The organism is Methanosphaerula subterraneus, from assembly GCF_052055875.1.
In the GTDB taxonomy this organism is placed as follows: domain Archaea; phylum Halobacteriota; class Methanomicrobia; order Methanomicrobiales; family Methanospirillaceae; genus Methanosphaerula; species Methanosphaerula subterraneus.
Window position 1 is genome coordinate 1,640,149 of the sequence record NZ_CP170508.1, and the last position, 16,412, is coordinate 1,656,560.

At 61.0% G+C, this 16,412-nt stretch carries 17 protein-coding genes and 1 pseudogene; 7 read left to right on the forward strand and 11 right to left on the reverse strand.

Going from position 1 to position 16,412, the window contains the following annotated elements; genetic code table 11:
- The first annotated feature begins 2 nt into the window (after window positions 1–2).
- Entirely contained in the window at window positions 3–953 is a 951-nt protein-coding gene (locus ACFKSJ_RS07955; protein WP_440949268.1) for a DUF128 domain-containing protein, read from the forward strand.
- On the opposite strand, the gene sepS is transcribed toward ACFKSJ_RS07955, so the two are convergent.
- Genes sepS through ACFKSJ_RS08000 form a run of 9 tightly spaced genes read right to left on the reverse strand, consistent with a single transcriptional unit; the run spans window position 930 to window position 9,461 of the window.
- The gene (gene sepS / locus ACFKSJ_RS07960) at window positions 930–2,519 is read right to left on the reverse strand and encodes an O-phosphoserine--tRNA ligase (RefSeq protein WP_440949269.1); all 1,590 of its coding nucleotides are present in this window, start codon (window positions 2,517–2,519) and stop codon (window positions 930–932) included. The genes ACFKSJ_RS07955 and sepS overlap by 24 nt on opposite strands.
- Window positions 2,509–3,408, reverse strand: a complete 900-nt coding sequence (twy1, locus tag ACFKSJ_RS07965; protein WP_440949270.1) for a 4-demethylwyosine synthase TYW1 — start codon at window positions 3,406–3,408, stop codon at window positions 2,509–2,511. Before twy1 ends, sepS begins: the two co-directional genes overlap by 11 nt.
- Complete coding sequence (gene argS / locus ACFKSJ_RS07970) at window positions 3,389–5,068, reverse strand: arginine--tRNA ligase (protein ID WP_440949271.1); 1,680 nt, start codon at window positions 5,066–5,068, stop codon at window positions 3,389–3,391. The genes twy1 and argS overlap by 20 nt, the downstream gene beginning before the upstream one ends.
- Window positions 5,068–6,339 (reverse strand): peptide chain release factor aRF-1, encoded by a 1,272-nt coding sequence (gene prf1, locus ACFKSJ_RS07975; RefSeq protein ID WP_440949272.1) that lies wholly within the window; start codon window positions 6,337–6,339, stop codon window positions 5,068–5,070. Before prf1 ends, argS begins: the two co-directional genes overlap by 1 nt.
- Before the next feature lie 6 nt (window positions 6,340–6,345).
- Entirely contained in the window at window positions 6,346–7,329 is a 984-nt protein-coding gene (locus ACFKSJ_RS07980) for an alpha/beta hydrolase (RefSeq protein ID WP_440949273.1), read from the reverse strand.
- Window positions 7,289–7,783, reverse strand: coding sequence for an NUDIX hydrolase (locus ACFKSJ_RS07985; RefSeq protein ID WP_440949274.1), 495 nt, complete (start codon window positions 7,781–7,783; stop codon window positions 7,289–7,291). The genes ACFKSJ_RS07980 and ACFKSJ_RS07985 overlap by 41 nt, the downstream gene beginning before the upstream one ends.
- Window positions 7,784–8,449 carry a 7-cyano-7-deazaguanine synthase QueC gene (queC, locus tag ACFKSJ_RS07990; RefSeq protein ID WP_440949275.1) on the reverse strand — a complete coding sequence of 222 codons (666 nt, stop codon included), beginning with the start codon at window positions 8,447–8,449 and terminating at the stop codon, window positions 7,784–7,786. It lies immediately after the preceding gene.
- 2 nt (window positions 8,450–8,451) lie between these two features.
- Window positions 8,452–9,060, reverse strand: a complete 609-nt coding sequence (locus ACFKSJ_RS07995; RefSeq protein WP_440949276.1) for a 7-carboxy-7-deazaguanine synthase QueE — start codon at window positions 9,058–9,060, stop codon at window positions 8,452–8,454.
- Complete coding sequence (locus ACFKSJ_RS08000; RefSeq protein ID WP_440951414.1) at window positions 9,057–9,461, reverse strand: 6-carboxytetrahydropterin synthase; 405 nt, start codon at window positions 9,459–9,461, stop codon at window positions 9,057–9,059. The genes ACFKSJ_RS07995 and ACFKSJ_RS08000 overlap by 4 nt, the downstream gene beginning before the upstream one ends.
- 177 nt (window positions 9,462–9,638) lie before the next feature.
- Between ACFKSJ_RS08000 and ACFKSJ_RS08005 the strand changes: the two genes are divergently transcribed.
- The 4 genes from ACFKSJ_RS08005 (at window position 9,639) to ACFKSJ_RS08020 (ending at window position 13,457) form a co-directional block, all read left to right on the forward strand.
- Window positions 9,639–10,067: a 30S ribosomal protein S12 gene (locus tag ACFKSJ_RS08005; protein WP_440949277.1), complete on the forward strand. Its 429-nt coding sequence runs from the start codon at window positions 9,639–9,641 to the stop codon at window positions 10,065–10,067.
- Between the two features lie 5 nt (window positions 10,068–10,072).
- Entirely contained in the window at window positions 10,073–10,687 is a 615-nt protein-coding gene (locus ACFKSJ_RS08010; protein ID WP_440949278.1) for a 30S ribosomal protein S7, read from the forward strand.
- Between the two features lie 29 nt (window positions 10,688–10,716).
- A complete protein-coding gene (locus ACFKSJ_RS08015) occupies window positions 10,717–12,909 on the forward strand; it encodes an elongation factor EF-2 (RefSeq protein ID WP_440949279.1) in 2,193 nt (730 codons plus the stop codon).
- A gap of 104 nt (window positions 12,910–13,013) precedes the next feature.
- On the forward strand, window positions 13,014–13,457 hold the full coding sequence (locus ACFKSJ_RS08020) for a fasciclin domain-containing protein (RefSeq protein ID WP_440949280.1): 444 nt from the start codon (window positions 13,014–13,016) through the stop codon (window positions 13,455–13,457).
- 26 nt (window positions 13,458–13,483) lie between these two features.
- Here ACFKSJ_RS08020 and ACFKSJ_RS08025 read toward each other — a convergent pair whose 3' ends face one another.
- Complete coding sequence (locus tag ACFKSJ_RS08025) at window positions 13,484–13,996, reverse strand: RDD family protein (protein ID WP_440951415.1); 513 nt, start codon at window positions 13,994–13,996, stop codon at window positions 13,484–13,486.
- A 30-nt stretch (window positions 13,997–14,026) separates the two neighbouring features.
- Window positions 14,027–14,248, reverse strand: a pseudogene (locus tag ACFKSJ_RS08030) (hypothetical protein); the annotation flags it as partial.
- Between ACFKSJ_RS08030 and aspS the strand changes: the two are divergent.
- Both aspS and ACFKSJ_RS08040 read left to right on the forward strand, forming a co-directional pair.
- Window positions 14,183–15,475, forward strand: coding sequence for an aspartate--tRNA(Asn) ligase (aspS, locus tag ACFKSJ_RS08035; protein ID WP_440949281.1), 1,293 nt, complete (start codon window positions 14,183–14,185; stop codon window positions 15,473–15,475). The pseudogene ACFKSJ_RS08030 and the gene aspS overlap by 66 nt on opposite strands.
- An 8-nt stretch (window positions 15,476–15,483) precedes the next feature.
- Complete coding sequence (locus ACFKSJ_RS08040; protein WP_440949282.1) at window positions 15,484–16,380, forward strand: methionine synthase; 897 nt, start codon at window positions 15,484–15,486, stop codon at window positions 16,378–16,380.
- Window positions 16,381–16,412 lie beyond the last annotated feature (32 nt).

Sequence of the window (16,412 nt, forward strand, 5' to 3'; positions counted from 1 at the left end):
CCATGATCAAAACAGAACGGAAATGTGTTGAGATCCTCCGGATCCTCAAAGATCACGAAGAGCCGCTCGGAGCCAAGAGGCTCAGCGAGATCATGGCGGAACGGGGATTTGTGCTGAGCGACCGGGCAGTCCAGTATTATCTCCGATACCTGGACAATGCAGGGTTCACCAGGAAGGTCGGCAACCAGGGCAGGCTGCTGACCGAACAGGGGCTCTCCGAGACAGACCAGGCCCTGGTCGACGACCGGATCGGGTTCATCATCTCAAAACTGGAACGTCTCGCGTTCCGGTCCACCTTCGACCCGCTCACCGGCACCGGCGACGTCGCCTACAACATCTCGACGGTCCCGGAGGAGTGGACCGACAGGGTCACGGCAGCGTTCGATCAGGTGATCGATGCAGGCTGCGGGTTCTTCAACGCCTACCGGATTATCGATCGGCACCCAAAGGTGCCGGCCGGGCATGTCGGATTCATCACCCTCTGCTCGATCACGATGGACGGGGTCTTTCAGCAGCAGGGGGTCCCGGTCAAGGTCGCGTACGGTGGGACCCTGGCCGTTAAAAACAGAAAGGCCGTCGAGTTCACCAACCTGATCGGCTACCGCGGGACCACCATCGACCCGCTCCAGCTCTTCATCTCCTCGGGTCTGACGGCCATCCAGCCTCTGGTCACCACCGGCACCGGGATAGCCCTTGCCAACATCAGGCAGGTGCCGCTGCCTGCGGAGTCGCAGGTCAGGGACCTGATCGCCGCGATGCGCAACAACGGGTTTGTCCTGCCGGTGGAGATGGGGCCCTCGGTCTTCAATGTCCAGCCCGACCCGCACCGGATCTCGATCGTCTCGTACAGCGGGATGAACCTGATCGGAAACTGCGTGGAACTGGGGATCCCGATCAAGACCGAGATCGGGGCCGGCAATATCCAGTTCTCAAAGGTTGTCGGAGATCGCTGACCGGACGGTCAGAAATACCGGTCCCCGGACATCGATCTTCTTCTTGGCGTCGGTGATCGACCGCATCGCAAACTCTTTTATCTGCAGGTTGATATCGCTCGGGAGCTTCGCCATCTTCACCTGGACGGTCGTCCCCTGGCCGCACCGGGCTGCCTCTTCGATCCGTGCGGACGCCATCGCGGCAGCAGCACCGAGGTAGGTGATCCCGGTCGAGACACCGTCGGTCCTGACTGCCTGCCACTTCTCGACGTCAGGCACCCCGAGCACCGAGCCCTGGTACACGAAGATCTCGTTTGCGCAGGCCGGGCCGAGCAGTTTTGAGTTCTCCTCCGGCTCTTCGACAGAGACCTGGACCTGCCGGCCGAAGAGGGATCCCTCCCAGACCGGAAACGAACAGGGACCGGGCTCGGTGGCGTGGGCCCGGGCCACCGCTTCGACGGCCAGCGCGAGGTGACGCCCCTCGACCGAGGCCGGCTCCTCGCGGAGGGTGACCCCCGCGGCCAGCTCCCGGTCGGTGAGCACCCGCGGGAAGAACTGCGGATGAGTCAGTTGCCTGACATCATCGGCATGGTAATGGATCATCGCGAGCCGCTCGACACCGAGCCCCAGGTTCATCACCGGCACCCCGATCCCGTACTCGGCGAGCGCCGAGGGGGAGTACATCCCGAACGTGGCCACCTCGACCCAGTCATGGACCGGATGACGGGCGTAGACCTCGGTCTGGGTGTCGGGCATATAATACTTGGACCGCTTCTCATCGGGCTGGAACCGGAAGTCGGTGTACCCGAATGCAGACAGGAGCGCCTCGCTGACCGCCTTGCCGTCCTCAAGGGTCACGTCCTCGCCGGCGATCACGCAGGAGGCCGAGTGATAACTCATCAGCCGGGTCGGCCCTTCGGCCTGCTCGCGCCGGAAGCACCGGTCCACCGAGAAGAGTTTGATCGGCAGGGGTGTCCGCTCCCAGATCGAACCGAGCGTCATGAACCAGCCGCTGGTCATATGGCTCCGCAACGTCGAACGGGACGACTCCGGGCAGAGCGAGCGGAACTCAGGGAAGACACTGTCCAGGATGTGCACCACCCGTGCATCGTCCGTCTCCAGCACCACGGCCAGTTCATGGGTCAGGTCGTCGCCATCGATCGTCGACTTCTTGTAGGCGTGCAGGGTCTCGCGCAGGTGTTCCTCGGTCTCAGTCGTCATCTCGCGACCGAGCAGTTCGTTGATCTGATCGAGCTGGGCCCTTGCGATCCCGACGTTGGGGCGCGGGAGCCCGCCCAGGTAGAAGACCCGGTCCAGCACGGCCATCGCCTCGGGGCCGAACTGTCGGTACACGTCCTGCTCCTCGATGATCACCGGGTTGGCGCACTCGTCGAAACCGAGGGAGAGGTAGGTCTGGCGGAGCGCATTGATCATCGCGAAGATCGGGTGCTCCTGGGCACGCTGGTACTGCAGGTGTGGGTACCGGTGCTGGTACCCGGCAGGGGTCAGTACCTCCGGGCCCTGGTGCCATGCCCCTTCAAAGTCTTCTTTCGCACGTTTCCGATACTCTTCTACGTCAAATCTCATCTGCTCTCTCCATACACACGACCCTGCTGCCAGGGTGTTCATCCTTGATCGAATATCCGGCATACCTGCCGATCTGCTCTGCAAATCCCCGGACCTTCTGATGGTCCGGCATATGCCCCTGCTGTAGACGATTTCTACTGGATCCGAGATACATATACCCTTTCACCTCGACATAGGTCGGGGCCGCGTCCGCGATCATCGCGGCGAACCCGGCCGGGTCGGTGTCATTGATCCCGGCAACCAGCGTGAGCCGGATCGCAGACCGCCGGCTTCCGAGCAGGGAGAGCGACTCCTGCACCAGTTCCCAGTATTCCCCTCGTGGCTGACAGAGCTTCCGGTAGATCGCCTCGTTCGGGGCATCGAGCGAGATGTACAGCTGGTAGGGCTTACACTTCCGCAGCACCCACGGGCGCGTCCCGTTGGAGACCAGGAAGGTGGTGTACTGCTCTGCAGAGAAGAGATCGATCAACTCGGGGAGCCGGCTGTAACCGGTCGGCTCGCCGGCCAGCGAGATCGCAATATGTTTCGGATGGATCGCCTGATCGAACCGTTCGGCGGTGACATCAGGGGAGACCTTGTACCCGGCCAGCCCTTTCAACTGGAGCCGCGCCACCCCGGCCAGGATCTCCTCAGGGGTGCACTCGGTCTCTTCCTCGACCTCGTGCTCGAACGAACGCCAGCAGAAGAGACAGCGCTGATTGCACTTGAGTGTCGGGGTCATCTGCACGCACCGGTGGCTCTCGATCCCATAGAACTGGTGCTTGTAGCACATCTCTCCCCCCTTCAGCGCCCGGATGCACCAGAGGCAGGGCTTCACGGCTGCAGAAGAGTGGGGGGAGAAGAACTGGTACCCCTGCCTCCGAAGCGACTCACATGGATCTGAGTGCATCGATACCGAGGGTCTCCAGGACTTCCTTCAGGGTCTTCTCTGCAGCCAGCACCAGCGTCAGCCGGCTCTCGCGGACAGGCCCCTCGCCCTTCAGCACCGGGTCGTAGTGGTAGAAGGTGTTGAAGAGGTCGGCCAGGTCCCGGGCATAAGTGGCCAGCATGTGCGGGCGCAGGTCCCTGACCACGGACTCGATGACATGGGGAAATTTGGCGATATGCTTCGCCAGTGCGATCTCATACGGGCTCTCGAGCAGGTCGTACCGCTCCTGGAACGGCCCGGCCCGGTCGAGGATGCTGCAGGCCCGGGCATGGGCGTACTGGACGTAGGGGCCGCTCTGACGGTCGAAGTCGAGCGCCTCCTTCCAGTCGAAGACCGTCGACTTTTCAGGCGAGACCTTGATGATGTCGTACCGGATCGCCGCCCGACCTACTGAAGCCGCGATCGCGTCGCACTCCTCCACCGGGAGCTCAGGTCTGCGCACCCGCACCTCTTCGACGGCCCGCTTCTGCATCTCCTCGATCAGCTCGTCGGCCGAGACGAAGGTGCCGGCCCTGGTGGACATCGATCCCTCCGGGAGGGAGACGAACTCGAAATGGACGACCTCCGGTGGTTTCTCGGCGATAAGGCGGAGCGTGCAGACCAGCTGCCCTGCGATCAGTTTGTGATCGGCACCGAGCACATCGATCACTCGGTCGAAGTTCCTCCCCTTCCAGATATGGTAGGCGAGGTCGCGGGCCGCATAGACCGAGGTTCCGTCGCTCCTGCGGAGCACGTAGGACTTCTTGTATCCGCACGAGGAGAGATCGAGCGAGAAGGTGCCGTCTTCGTCTGTCGGTGGAACCGCCTGCGGCAGCTTCGCCAGCCGCCCGAGGACCTTCTCCATGTCCCCGATCTTCACAAAGTCGCTCTCCCATACGAACCGGTCGTGCTTGACGTTCAGCCCCTGCATCGTGACCTTGAAGCCGTCCAGGCATCGGCTGACCAGTTCGCGGAACTGGGTGGCCGTCGCCGGGTCCCGCTTCTCGATCAACTGCATCCGCTCGTCGATCTCGGCACCCTTATCGGGGTTAGCCTCCAGGTCGCGGTTTGCAGCGACATAGACACGGGCGATATGATGATCCTCCTTCTCCCCGGGCTCGGCACCGGTGTCCAGGTGATCGAACCCATAGGCCACGATCGCGATCTGCCGGCCCATGTCGTTCACATAGTACTGGACCTCGACCCGGTATCCGGCCTTTCGGAACGCCCTGGCCAGGGTATCCCCGAGGATCGAGTTCCTGATGTGCCCGACATGCAGGGGACCGTTCGGGTTGGCACTGGTGTGCTCCAGCACGACCCGTACCGGCTTCTTTGGGGAGGTGCCGAAGTCATCCTGCACCGCGGCCTTCAGGGTCTCCTCCAGGTATTCCGAACCGAACGAAAAGTTCAGGTACGGGCCGAGCGCCTCGACCCGGATACCGGCCAGCTCGGGGTTCGCGTTGAGGGTCGCGGCCAGCTCCTCGGCGATCGCCTTCGGGGCCTGGTGCCGCTTCTTTGCCAGGGCAAAGGCCACCGTCGATGCGAGGTCCGCATGCTCGCCACCGTCCGTCAGGGCGATCTCCGTCTCATCAGTGCATGCCTTGAGCACGCGTTCAATCAGGGTGTAATTCTCTGTGAACATCAGTATCCGGTCCTGTATCTGAGGAGTGCCGCGATCCCGCCGAACGCAGTGTACAGGATCGAACCCTCCTCGAAGTCGTCTGATATGATCTCCACCTTGGTGGAGGACTGGTCTGCCAGCTGGGTCAGTTCATCGATGATATCGCTCTCCTCTGCCAGTTCGAGCGGGGCGCTGCACTCAGGGCAGTTGCCGAGGTCCCGGTTCTGTGCACGCTCCCCGGGGGCCGTCTTCACGGTCATCTCGTTGGTATAGCCGCAGGCATGGCAGGAGATCTTCAGGCGGACCTCCCGCAGACTTGCGGAGAGGATCAGGGTCTCGACGGCGCCGAGTTCGAGGTTCTTCCGGACCGAGGACTCACCGTAGGCGGCGACCCCGTCATCCTTGACCAGTTCCTTGAGGAACCGGTTCATGACGGCCTTCTCCTTCATCACCTCGACGCCCTTCAGGGCGTCCTGCGCTGCGTCGACCAGCTCGGCGAGGCCGCTCTCATTGGTATAGGAGATGTCGAAGAGGCCGATCACCCGCTTCTGGACCTCGTGGTGGAGGTAGTTGCCGGCTTCGAACTCCTCCTTGGTCGGGGACGGACCGCCGATCAGCACCCCTTTGAACCGTTCGAAGAAGTCCTTCTCTGCAAGGAAGACCGCGCTCGACCGTTCGCCGACCTTGGTATAGAATTCGTTGATGGCGATTTCACGGAGCCGCTGGAAACGGGCCGATGACTGACCACCTTTTCGCTGCTTGCCCGGGACCGTCGAGGTCGACCCGCCGATGGGATCGATCCGGTTGCCGCGGAGAAAGCCCCAGTAGGATTCACGCCGGTCCAGCACCAGCAGCCCGTAGATCGACTTCTCCTCGAGCATCTGCCGGAGGGGCTCGAGCTCGAAGTTCGAGGAGCAGCGGTACATGTACAGATTCAACGGTTCAGGCGGCTCGATGACCGTGCACTCGAGGTCCGACCGGTCCCCGCCGAGGAGGATCGTGCCGCAGAAGATCGCCATCCCCTTCTCCGGCGGCCGCTTGTAGTACTTGAGCCGTGAGAGGATCGACGAGATCGCGCTCTGCACGTTGGTCCTGGTCTGCTTGCTCTTGATGTTCGAGCACTGCCCGAACTCGTCCCGCAGCTGGGCGGTCACGTCGTAGATCTGCTTGTCCGGGGGGATATAGAGCGTGATCAGTTCAGTCCCGCTCCCCTCCTTCGCCTCGAGTCTCTCGAGGGTCTTTTTAAAATCATAGCGGCGGCGTGCCTCATCGATCGCTGGTTCTTCATTCATCTGGGTTCACCGACTCTCTGAGCTGTTATTAATTGGGGATGTACTGCCATAAAGATGAGCGCATCTTTCCAGCACCCCGGTATCCACCTCGCTGTTCATCCCATGGTCCCCGTTGAACGGAATGAACTCCCTTGGATCCTTTGCATGCGAGAAGAACTCCTGGCCGTCCGCATAGGGAATGATCGGGTCTTTTTCGGCGTGGAAGATCCAGACCGGCCGTGGTGCGATCGAACCGAGGTAGGTCCCGGGGTCGATGCTGGCCAGGAAACGGCGGGCATCATCGGGCGCCCCGTCGGCCGGGATCGCAAACGACGAGGTTGAGACCCCGATGTACCCGGCGAAGGCGGGATCGATCGCTGCGGCGATCGCGGCGTACCGCCCGCCGTTCGAGGATCCGACTGCCATCACCGGCACTCGGAGGGTCCGGTTCAGATAGGCCCGGGCGTCGGAGAGATCGGCAACGGTCAGGTAATATTCAGGCCAGGCGCCGGCCTTGAACTGCTGGTAGTCCTGCTGCGGGTCGAGCGGGTACCCGGGGGTCTCCCCGCCGTTCCCCCTGATATCGACGAAGAGGAACGCATATCCCGACTCGGCATACCTGACCATCTGCGGCAGGTGCCGCATCCCCTGCTCCCCTGCTCCAGGGGCGAAGACGAAGGCCGCCTTCGGATGCGCAGGCGTCGAGAGGAGGCAGGATACGTTCCCCTCCGGGGTGAGCAGCACCAGCCGGCTGAGGATCAGCGTGTCGTTCTGTATCAGCACCGTCTCGTTCACGGCCGAGGGCGACCGCTGAAGCGAGAGATGGCCGGCGCTGTCGACCGCGTACGAGGGGGTCGGAGTCGCATTCTGGACCATCGTCTGTTCTTCACCGACGCAGCCAGCGCCAACTGCTGCCAAGAAGAGCAGGAACAGACAGCAGTGGCAGAGGAGGGATCGTCGTCCCATCAGATCAGCCCCGGCACTGCGCCAGCAGGCAGATCGTCTTGGCATCGGTGATCGTCCCGTCCATCACCATCGCCCATGCCCGGATGAGCGGGAGACGCTCCACCTCGATCACCTCGTCCTCGTCCTGCTGGTACAGGGAGGAGGGGACCAGGTCGGTGGCCTTGAAGAGGTGGATCTGCTCGTCGGAGAAACCAGGGGTGGTGAGGATCGTCCCCATCGCGGCCAGCCTGCCGGCGGCAAAGCCGGTCTCCTCGATCATCTCCCGGTGGGCGGTCTCCACCGGAGTCTCGCCGGGCTCCATCGTCCCGGCCGGCACCTCGTACAGGTACCGATCGATCGCATACCGGTACTGCCGGATCAGCAGGCAGTCGTCCCCGATGACCGGGAGCATCGCCACCGCCGGCCCGGGGTGGACAACCACATAGTCGCGCACCCGGCCGTCAGGAAGGCTGACCTGCTTCTCCTCGACGCTCAGGCGGCGCGAACGAAAGACCTCCATTCATTCCTCGTACGGGATCGGGTCGGAGAGGCCGACCTCGGCGAAGGCCTTCTGCCGGAAGTGGCAGGATCCACAGACCCCGCAGGCCTTCTCCTCGTTCTGGTAGCAGGACCAGGTCAGTTCGTACGGCACCCCGAGGTCGAGCCCCTTTCTGAGGATGTCGGTCTTGGTCAGCCCGATGAACGGAGTCAGCAGGTCGATATGAGTGCCGTCCGCGGTCCCGAGGTCCATCACCTGCTGGAAGGCCTGGATGAAGGCCGGCCGGCAGTCGGGATAGCCGCTGTAGTCGAGGGCCTGCACCCCGATGAAGACGGCATCGGCGCCCCGCGACTCGGCAAAGGAGGTCGCGATCGAGAGGAGGTTGGCGTTCCGGAACGGCACGTAGGTGTTCGGGAGTTCAGGCCGTTTCTCGTCGAAGACATCGACATCGATGGCGGGATCGGTCAGGCTGCTCCTGCCAAAGGCCTTGAAGTAGCCGAGGTCCAGCGGGATGAACTCCTCGGCAGAGAGCGCCTTCGCGACCGCGGCGGCTGACTGCAGTTCCTTCTTTTCAGTTCTCTGGCCGTAGTTGAGGTGGAGGGCATGGATACGGTAGCCCATATCCTTCGCCACATAGGCGAGGGTGGAGGAGTCCATCCCCCCCGATAGTAAACAGACTGCTTTCATTGTTATTTCACTCCGATGATCTTGTGAAGTTGCATCTGAAACGTGACCGGCAGATGGCGGGCCAGCACAAACGAGGCGAGGGTCGAGTACTCGGATCCGAAGACCGGCGAGAAGAAGATCGTACCCTTAATCGGGTGGCCCCGGATCACCGATTCGGCATAGGCACAGTCCTGCTGATCCTTCACCACGAACTTCACGCTGTCGGTGATTCGGATCCGATCGAGGAGGGAGAGGTCGGACGCTTCGCCCGAGGACGGGCACTTCACATCCATGCAGATCGAGGCGTACTCCTCTGATGCGCTGAAGTCGATGGTGCCGTTGGTCTCGATCCCGACGGTATATCCCCGGTCCCAGAGGGCCTTCAGCAGCGGGATGATCTGGTCCTGCTGCAGCAGCGGCTCGCCGCCGGTGATACAGACCAGGGAGCAGTCCTCCGCACTCACCCGTTCCAGGACCTGCTCGGTGGTCATCTCCTCTCCTTTGCTGCAGGCGTACCGGGTGTCGCACCAGGTACAGGAGAGGTTGCAGCCTGCGAGCCGGATGAAGGTGCACGCCTTTCCCTGATAGATCCCCTCCCCCTGGAGGGAGAGGAAGATCTCACTGATCCTCATAGCGTCAGCTCTGCATAACAGGCCGGCGACTCCCAAACCCGGATCTGTCTGACATGGGCATCGAGCCCGAGGTTCCGGCACTCCTGATCGATCATCCCTGCGAGTTCTGCAGCCAGCAGTTCGCTGGTCGGGTCGCCGGGGACCGTCACGACCTCCTGGAACGGGGTGATGGCCTGGACCATCGGGTCCTCCCGGTTCAGGACGATCTGGTGGTCGAACCGTTCGACCGTCTGTTTTATGGTATTGTAGTCGACAAGAATACAGGAGACCTGATCAGGAGATCCCTCGATCCAGACCTCGACCTTCCAGCGATGGCCGTGGAGGTTATGACACTTCCCCTTATAATGGAAGAGGCGGTGGCTCGCATCGAAGTGCACCTCTTTGTAGATCCTGGTATTCATCATATAGTAGTGGAGCTGAGTAGGATATATTATTAATTAGCAAGATCGATTCATATAAGCAAGCAGGAACAGAAGGATAATAATATATAAATCCGTTCCGCGCCATTGTATTGATCTCAAGAGACTGAGCAAAAGGTTCTCAGAATATAGAAAAATGAAAGGATAAGAGGGTATTGCATGGGACAGGGTAAATTTGCCGCCAGAAAACTGAAGCGCGACTCAAAGAAATTCCGGTGGAGCGACGTGAACTACGCACGCAGACTCCTCCAGCTCGATGTTAAATCCGATCCCCTTGAGGGAGCACCACAGGCACGGGGCATTGTTCTCGAGAAGGTCGGTGTCGAGGCCAAGCAGCCGAACTCTGCGATCAGAAAGTGCGTTCGCGTGCAGTTGATCAAGAACGGCCGCCAGATCACCGCGTTTGCAGCAGGCGACGGCGCCATCAACTTCATCGATGAGCACGATGAGGTCGAGGTCGAAGGGATCGGCGGCAGACTGGGCCGTTCGATGGGTGATATCCCTGGGGTCAGATTCGTTGTGACCAGCGTGAACAATGTCTGCCTCCACGAGATGGTGATCGGCAGGAAAGAGAAGCCGAGACGGTGAGCACTATGGAAGAAATAGAGAACGTAACCACAGAGACAGAAGCAACCCCCACACCGAGCAGGAAGCTGCTCTTCAACCAGTGGGACCTTGCCGAAGTGCAGATCACCGACCCTTCCCTTGTGCGGTATGTGAACCTGCACTCCATGATTGTGCCCCACTCGTGCGGCAAGCTTGCAGGAACTGACTTCAACAAGAGCAACATGTTGATCGTCGAGCGGTTGATCAACCGGCTGATGCAGACCGAGCAGAACACCGGCAAGAAGCAGCTGGCCATCAGGATCGTCAGGGACGCTTTCGGGATCATCGCCAAGAAGACCAAGAAGAACCCGGCACAGGTGCTCGTCGACGCGGTCGCGAACAGCGGTCCCCGCGAAGAGACGGTCAGGCTGAAGTACGGTGGTATCAACGTGCCCAAGGCAGTCGACACCGCCCCCCAGCGCAGGGTCGACGGCTCGCTGAAGTTCATCACCGAAGCGGTCTACAAGGCATCCCGCAAGACAAAGAAGAGTGTCTCAGCGGCACTGGCAGATGAACTGATGGCAGCAGCACGCGGTGACGCGAAAGCCTATTCAGTGGCAAAGAAAGAAGAACGCGAGCGGATTGCAAAGTCCGCACGATAATTTTTAATATCTTTTTTATTGGTGTTTCAATGGCACGCGGCAAAAAGATGGTAGACCGAGTTAGCGAACTGATGAGCCAGCCAAAGTTCATCCGTAACATCGGGATTGTAGCACATATCGATCATGGAAAGACGACCCTCTCCGACAACCTGCTCTCAGGGGCAGGGATGATCAGCGAGGAACTCGCCGGCAGACAGCTCTTCATGGACTCTGACGCAGAGGAGCAGGCACGTGGGATCACCATCGATGCCAGCAACGTCTCGATGGTCCACGAGTACGAAGGTCAGGAGTATCTGATCAACATGATCGACACCCCAGGCCACGTGGACTTCGGCGGGGACGTGACCCGTGCGATGAGGGCTGTCGACGGGGCAGTCGTGGTCGTCGATGCGGTCGAAGGGACGATGCCCCAGACCGAGACGGTGCTGCGGCAGGCCCTCAAGGAGCAGGTCGTCCCGGTCCTCTTCATCAACAAGGTCGACCGGCTGATCAACGAGCTGAAGGTCGACGAGATGGAGATGCAGGTCCGCCTCGCCAAGGTGATCGACAAGGTCAACAAGTTGATCAAGGGCATGAACGAGGACATGTACAACAGCGGCTGGAAGCTCGACCCTGCAAAGGGTACTGTTGCGTTCGGCTCAGCCCTGTACAACTGGGCAGTCTCTGTTCCGTTTATGCAGAAGAGCGGCGTCTCGTTCAAGGACGTCTACAACAAGTGTCGCGAAGGCGACATGAAGTCGCTCGCGAAGGGTTCCCCTCTCCATGCAGTGCTGCTCGACATGGTCGTCAAGCACCTGCCGGACCCATTCGATGCACAGAAGCGGCGTATCAATGTGATCTGGCACGGGGATAAGGAGTCGGTGGAAGGCAAGTCGATGCTCACCGCCGATCCGAACGGTCCGATCGCCATGATGGTCACCGATATCTCCTTCGACCCGCATGCAGGCGAGGTCGCCACCGGCCGTCTCTTCAGCGGCACCCTCAGGCGGGGCACTGAACTGTACATCATCGGCTCTGCCATGAAGGCGAACAGGGTCCAGCAGGTCGGTATCTTTATGGGACCGACCAGGGTCGAGGTCGATGAACTTCCGGCAGGGAACATCGCCGCAGTGACCGGTCTTAAGGACGCCATTGTCGGTTCGACGGTCACCAACCTGCGTGAGATGACCCCGTTCGAGTCACTCAAGCACTACAGTGAACCGGTCATGACCGTCGCGGTCGAGGCCAAGAACATGAAGGACCTGCCAAAGCTGGTCGAAGTGCTCAGGCAGGTCGCTAAGGAAGACCCGACACTGGTCATTACGATCAACGAGGAGACCGGCGAGCACCTGATCAGCGGCATGGGCGAGCTCCACCTGGAGATCATCACCGGCCGTATCAAGCGTGACAAGGGTGTCGATATCGTCACCTCCGAGCCGATCGTCGTCTACCGTGAGACGGCCACGAAGAAGGCCGGCCCGATCGAAGGGAAGTCTCCGAACAGGCACAACCGGTTCTATGTGGAACTCGAGCCCCTGGACCAGGTCACCGTTGACCTGATCAGAAGCGGCGAGGTCTCGATGAACCAGACCTGGATCGAGCGGCGTGACCTCCTGGTCGCCAACGGCTGGGGGAAGGACGAGGCCAAGAACATCAAGGACATCTCGACCACCAACATCTTCATCGACATGACCAAGGGTATCCAGTACCTGAACGAGACGATGGAACTGGTCCTTGAAGGTCTGCACGAAGCACTCCAGGGCGGCCCGCTGGCGGACGAACCGGTCCAGAACATGAAGATCAGACTGGTCGATGTCAAGCTGCACGAGGATGCGATCCACCGCGGTCCCGCCCAGGTTATCCCTGCGGTGCGGAGTGCGGTCAAGGCCGGTATCCTCTATGCAGGCGACTCGCTCCTCGAGCCGATCCAGAAGATCTCGATCACTGTCCCGACAGATCAGATGGGGAACGCAACCTCCCAGATCCAGGGCCGGCGCGGCCAGGTGCTGGACATCACCAGCGAAGGGGACACGATCACCGTCGTCGGCCGGGCACCGGTCGCCGAACTCTTCGGGTTCTCAGGGGATATCCGCTCGGCCACAGAAGGGCGTGCGATGTGGAACACCGAGTTCGCAGGGTTCGAGATCGTCCCGAACAACCTCGTCAAAGATGTTGTTATTGCGATCCGGAAGCGGAAGGGCTTAAAGGAACAGATGCCCAGACCAGAAGATTATCTGGCATAATCCTACACCAACCCATTACCCTCTTTTTTTGAAAGATTCAAAAAATTTAAATACTTGTCATCGATAGTGAACCCTATCTCAAAGCGAGATCAGGAGGAACCACAATGATCAATGATCAGACAATTCTGGAGACCCTGCGGCACGACGGGGGGTTCACCCTCTTTGTGAAGGCAGCCGAGGATTCAGGGGTGGCCGACACCCTCGACGGGGACGATGCCCTGACAGTATTTGCCCCGGAGGACGCGGCCTTCATCAAACTGTCGGACTCGGCGCTCGACCTGTTGGAGAGCGACCCCGCTATTGCACGGGAACTGCTCCTCTACCACATCGGGGAAGGGAAGGTGCTCTCGGAGAATGCGGTGGAGACGGCGATCTTCCGGACGTTGCAGGGAGGGGAACTGGCCCTTTCGGTGGCAAAAAGCGTATTTTACGTGGAACTTGAAGCCGTAAAACGGCCGGATATCGTGGCTGCGAACGGCGTGATCCATGCCATCGGCACGGTGCTGGTTCCAGAGACGATCAAAGACCAGCTTTTTAAAGAAGGATAGACCGGATAACCTCAAAAAAGATCAGTTCAGGGGATCCTTCCCTTAAACTCGGTCAGGCGGGGTTGCCGATAGACTAGGGTCCCGGCGAGGATGTCATGGAGCCCCTCTTTCCGATCGGTGAACCCGATCAGCAGCACTCCAAGGTACAGGACCAGAAACGAGAGCGCTCTGGCCCAGTACCTTCCAAAGGCGCGGAAGCCGGTGATACGGTTGCCGTCCCGGTCAGTTACGAAGATCCCGACGGCCTGTTTGCCTGGGGTGGCCTGGGCGGTCGAGCTCTCGAAGTAGGTGAAGTAGGCGACCGTGATGATGATCACCGCGATGTACCAGCCCAGCGCAGCCACCGTCGCCTCGGCACTCTCCCAGTTCACCACGAAGAGGACGGCCGGGATCGCGAGCAGCCCGTAGACGACCAGCAGCAGGGCCGAATCGATCAGGTATGCTCCAAGCCGTAGCCAGAACCCGGCATACTCCACCTGAGGGGCACTGTCATCCCCAGCCGCTGACCTATCCGCACATCCTGGGGTTCCGGGGACCATCCGGGCTCCGCAACTCCTGCAGAACGCGGCTTCTGCCCCGTTCTCTGCCCCACATTCCCTGCAGTACATTGTATCGCAGGAATCTTCGAACGAACGGCAGTTAAACCTATCCTTCTGCATCGAGACGGGCGCGGTCTGCGGCCACAAAGCCAAATACCTATCCCGCCCCATTATTATCGGTTTGATATGAGGACTCCAATCAATATGGTAACCCCTGACACAGAGCATGCGAAGATCATCGGGTGGGTGCATGAGGTCAGGGACCTCGGCGGCCTGGCCTTCTTCCTGATCAGGGATCGGACAGGGATCATCCAGGTAACCATCCCGAAGAAGAAAGCATCAGAGGAGGTCCTCGCAGCCATCAAAGGGATCTCCCGTGAATCGGTCGTGCAGGTGACCGGCACGGTGAAGGCGATGGAGAAGGCGCCGGGCGGTCGTGAGCTCGTCCCGTCCTCGTTCGAGGTGCTGAGCAGAAGCGACAGCCCGCTCCCCCTCGACGTGGTCGAGAAGGTGCCGGCAGACCTGGACACCAGGCTCGATGTCCGGTTCCTCGATGCACGCCGGCCACGGGTGGCCGCGGTCTTTGAGATCAGGTCGGCGGTTCTCCATGCAGTCCAGCAGTTCCTGCACAAGCGCGAGTTCACCCAGATCACCACCCCGAAGGTCGTGGCCGCGGCCACCGAGGGAGGGACCGAACTCTTCCCGATCGCCTACTTTGAGAAGGAGGCGTTTCTGAACCAGAGCCCGCAGCTGTACAAGCAGATGATGATGGCCGCCGGGTTTGAGAAGGTCTACGAGATCGGCCCGATCTTCCGGGCTGAGGAGCACAACACCACCAAGCACCTCAACGAGGCGACCTCGATCGATGTCGAGGTCTCGTTTGCCGACCACTACGACATGATGGCGCTTCTCGAGGAGATGATCATTACGGCGTATGAGCATGTCTCCGTGACCTGCCAGGACCAGCTCGCCAACCTTGAGATCGAATCGTTCGAGGTGCCGAAGGGACCGTTCACGCGACTGCCGTATGCAGAGGCGATCGACATCGCAGCAACAAAGATTGACGAACCGATCAAGTACGGCGACGACCTCGGCTCTGCTGCTGAGCGGGCGGTTGGGGAGGAGATGGGAACCCATTACTTCATCACCGACTGGCCGAGTTCGATCAGACCGTACTATGCGATGCCCTACGAGGACGATCCCTCCATCTGTAAGGCCTTCGACCTGATGCACCCGCGGATGGAGCTCTCGAGCGGGGCGCAGCGGGTCCACCAGTATGACCTGCTGGTCTCGCAGATCATCGCCAAGGGACTCTCCCCGGAGAGTTTCGAGTTCTATCTCCGGCCGTTCAGGTATGGAATGCCCCCGCACGCCGGGTTCGGGGTCGGTGCCGAGCGGCTCGTGATGACGATGCTCGGGCTGCAAAATATCCGGGAAGCGGTGCTCTTCCCGCGTGACCGCCACCGGCTGGTCCCCTGAGCGGTCTTATGCCGCTGCCCGAACTGCTGCTGCCGACGACGGTCGTCGGGAGTTATCCGGTCGTCAAGGGAAGGGGGCTGCGTGCCCTCCTCGATCCCCTCCGCCCGGCCCTCGAGACGGCCATCGCCGACCAGATGAACGCCGGGGTCGACATCATCTCTGACGGACAGGTCAGGGGCGAGATGATCCAGATATTCACCACCCACCTCCCCGGGGTCCGGGGGCAGCAGGTGATCGGGAAGGTGCTGCCTGCAGCCGGGCCGATCACGGTGCACGACACACGGTTCGCTCTGACGAAGACCCGGTTCGTGAAGGGGCTCCTGACCGGCCCGTCGACACTGGCCCACGGGCTGCAGCTGGCAACCCCCCACTATCGGTCCCGGGAGGAACTGGTCCCAGACCTCGCGGCTGCCCTGGCCGTCGAGGCGGTCGCCCTCGAGGAGGCCGGCGTCGCGATGCTCCAGATCGACGAACCGATCTTCTCGACCGGGGTCGCCGACCTGGACATCGGAAGAAAAGCGGTGGAACAGGTCGCAAACCAGGTCTCCGTGCCGGTGGCGCTCCATACCTGCGGCGACCTCGCGCAGGTGATAGACCGGGTGCTCGCGATCCGGGTCGACATCCATGACTGCGAATTCGCGACCTGCCCGGCCAACCTGGACCTCTTCTCGGCCAGGGATCTCGGAAAGAAGAAGATCGGGCTCGGGTGCCTGGACTCGTCCTCCGATACGATCGAGAACGTCGACGCGATCGCCCGTCTGATCAGAAACGGGGTCGACCGGTTCGGCGCAGAACGGCTGCTGGTCGACCCCGACTGCGGGATGCGGATGCGGACCAGAGAGGCCGCGTCTGCCAAGCTCGCACACATGGTCGAGGCGACCGGGATCGTCCGGAGCGAACTCTAAAGGCTACAGGCTCGTCCTGTGGACCGACTTTT

Excerpts from the sequence above, each read along its gene's own strand:
- ACFKSJ_RS07955 (WP_440949268.1), top strand. The coding sequence starts at position 3 with ATGATCAAAACAGAACGGAAATGTGTTGAGATCCTCCGGATCCTCAAA.
- sepS (WP_440949269.1), bottom strand. The coding sequence starts at position 2,519 with ATGAGATTTGACGTAGAAGAGTATCGGAAACGTGCGAAAGAAGACTTT.
- twy1 (WP_440949270.1), bottom strand. The coding sequence starts at position 3,408 with ATGCACTCAGATCCATGTGAGTCGCTTCGGAGGCAGGGGTACCAGTTC.
- argS (WP_440949271.1), bottom strand. The coding sequence starts at position 5,068 with ATGTTCACAGAGAATTACACCCTGATTGAACGCGTGCTCAAGGCATGC.
- prf1 (WP_440949272.1), bottom strand. The coding sequence starts at position 6,339 with ATGAATGAAGAACCAGCGATCGATGAGGCACGCCGCCGCTATGATTTT.
- ACFKSJ_RS07980 (WP_440949273.1), bottom strand. The coding sequence starts at position 7,329 with ATGCCAAGACGATCTGCCTGCTGGCGCAGTGCCGGGGCTGATCTGATG.
- ACFKSJ_RS07985 (WP_440949274.1), bottom strand. The coding sequence starts at position 7,783 with ATGGAGGTCTTTCGTTCGCGCCGCCTGAGCGTCGAGGAGAAGCAGGTC.
- queC (WP_440949275.1), bottom strand. The coding sequence starts at position 8,449 with ATGAAAGCAGTCTGTTTACTATCGGGGGGGATGGACTCCTCCACCCTC.
- ACFKSJ_RS07995 (WP_440949276.1), bottom strand. The coding sequence starts at position 9,060 with ATGAGGATCAGTGAGATCTTCCTCTCCCTCCAGGGGGAGGGGATCTAT.
- ACFKSJ_RS08000 (WP_440951414.1), bottom strand. The coding sequence starts at position 9,461 with ATGAATACCAGGATCTACAAAGAGGTGCACTTCGATGCGAGCCACCGC.
- ACFKSJ_RS08005 (WP_440949277.1), top strand. The coding sequence starts at position 9,639 with ATGGGACAGGGTAAATTTGCCGCCAGAAAACTGAAGCGCGACTCAAAG.
- ACFKSJ_RS08010 (WP_440949278.1), top strand. The coding sequence starts at position 10,073 with ATGGAAGAAATAGAGAACGTAACCACAGAGACAGAAGCAACCCCCACA.
- ACFKSJ_RS08015 (WP_440949279.1), top strand. The coding sequence starts at position 10,717 with ATGGCACGCGGCAAAAAGATGGTAGACCGAGTTAGCGAACTGATGAGC.
- ACFKSJ_RS08020 (WP_440949280.1), top strand. The coding sequence starts at position 13,014 with ATGATCAATGATCAGACAATTCTGGAGACCCTGCGGCACGACGGGGGG.
- ACFKSJ_RS08025 (WP_440951415.1), bottom strand. The coding sequence starts at position 13,996 with ATGGTCCCCGGAACCCCAGGATGTGCGGATAGGTCAGCGGCTGGGGAT.
- aspS (WP_440949281.1), top strand. The coding sequence starts at position 14,183 with ATGAGGACTCCAATCAATATGGTAACCCCTGACACAGAGCATGCGAAG.
- ACFKSJ_RS08040 (WP_440949282.1), top strand. The coding sequence starts at position 15,484 with ATGCCGCTGCCCGAACTGCTGCTGCCGACGACGGTCGTCGGGAGTTAT.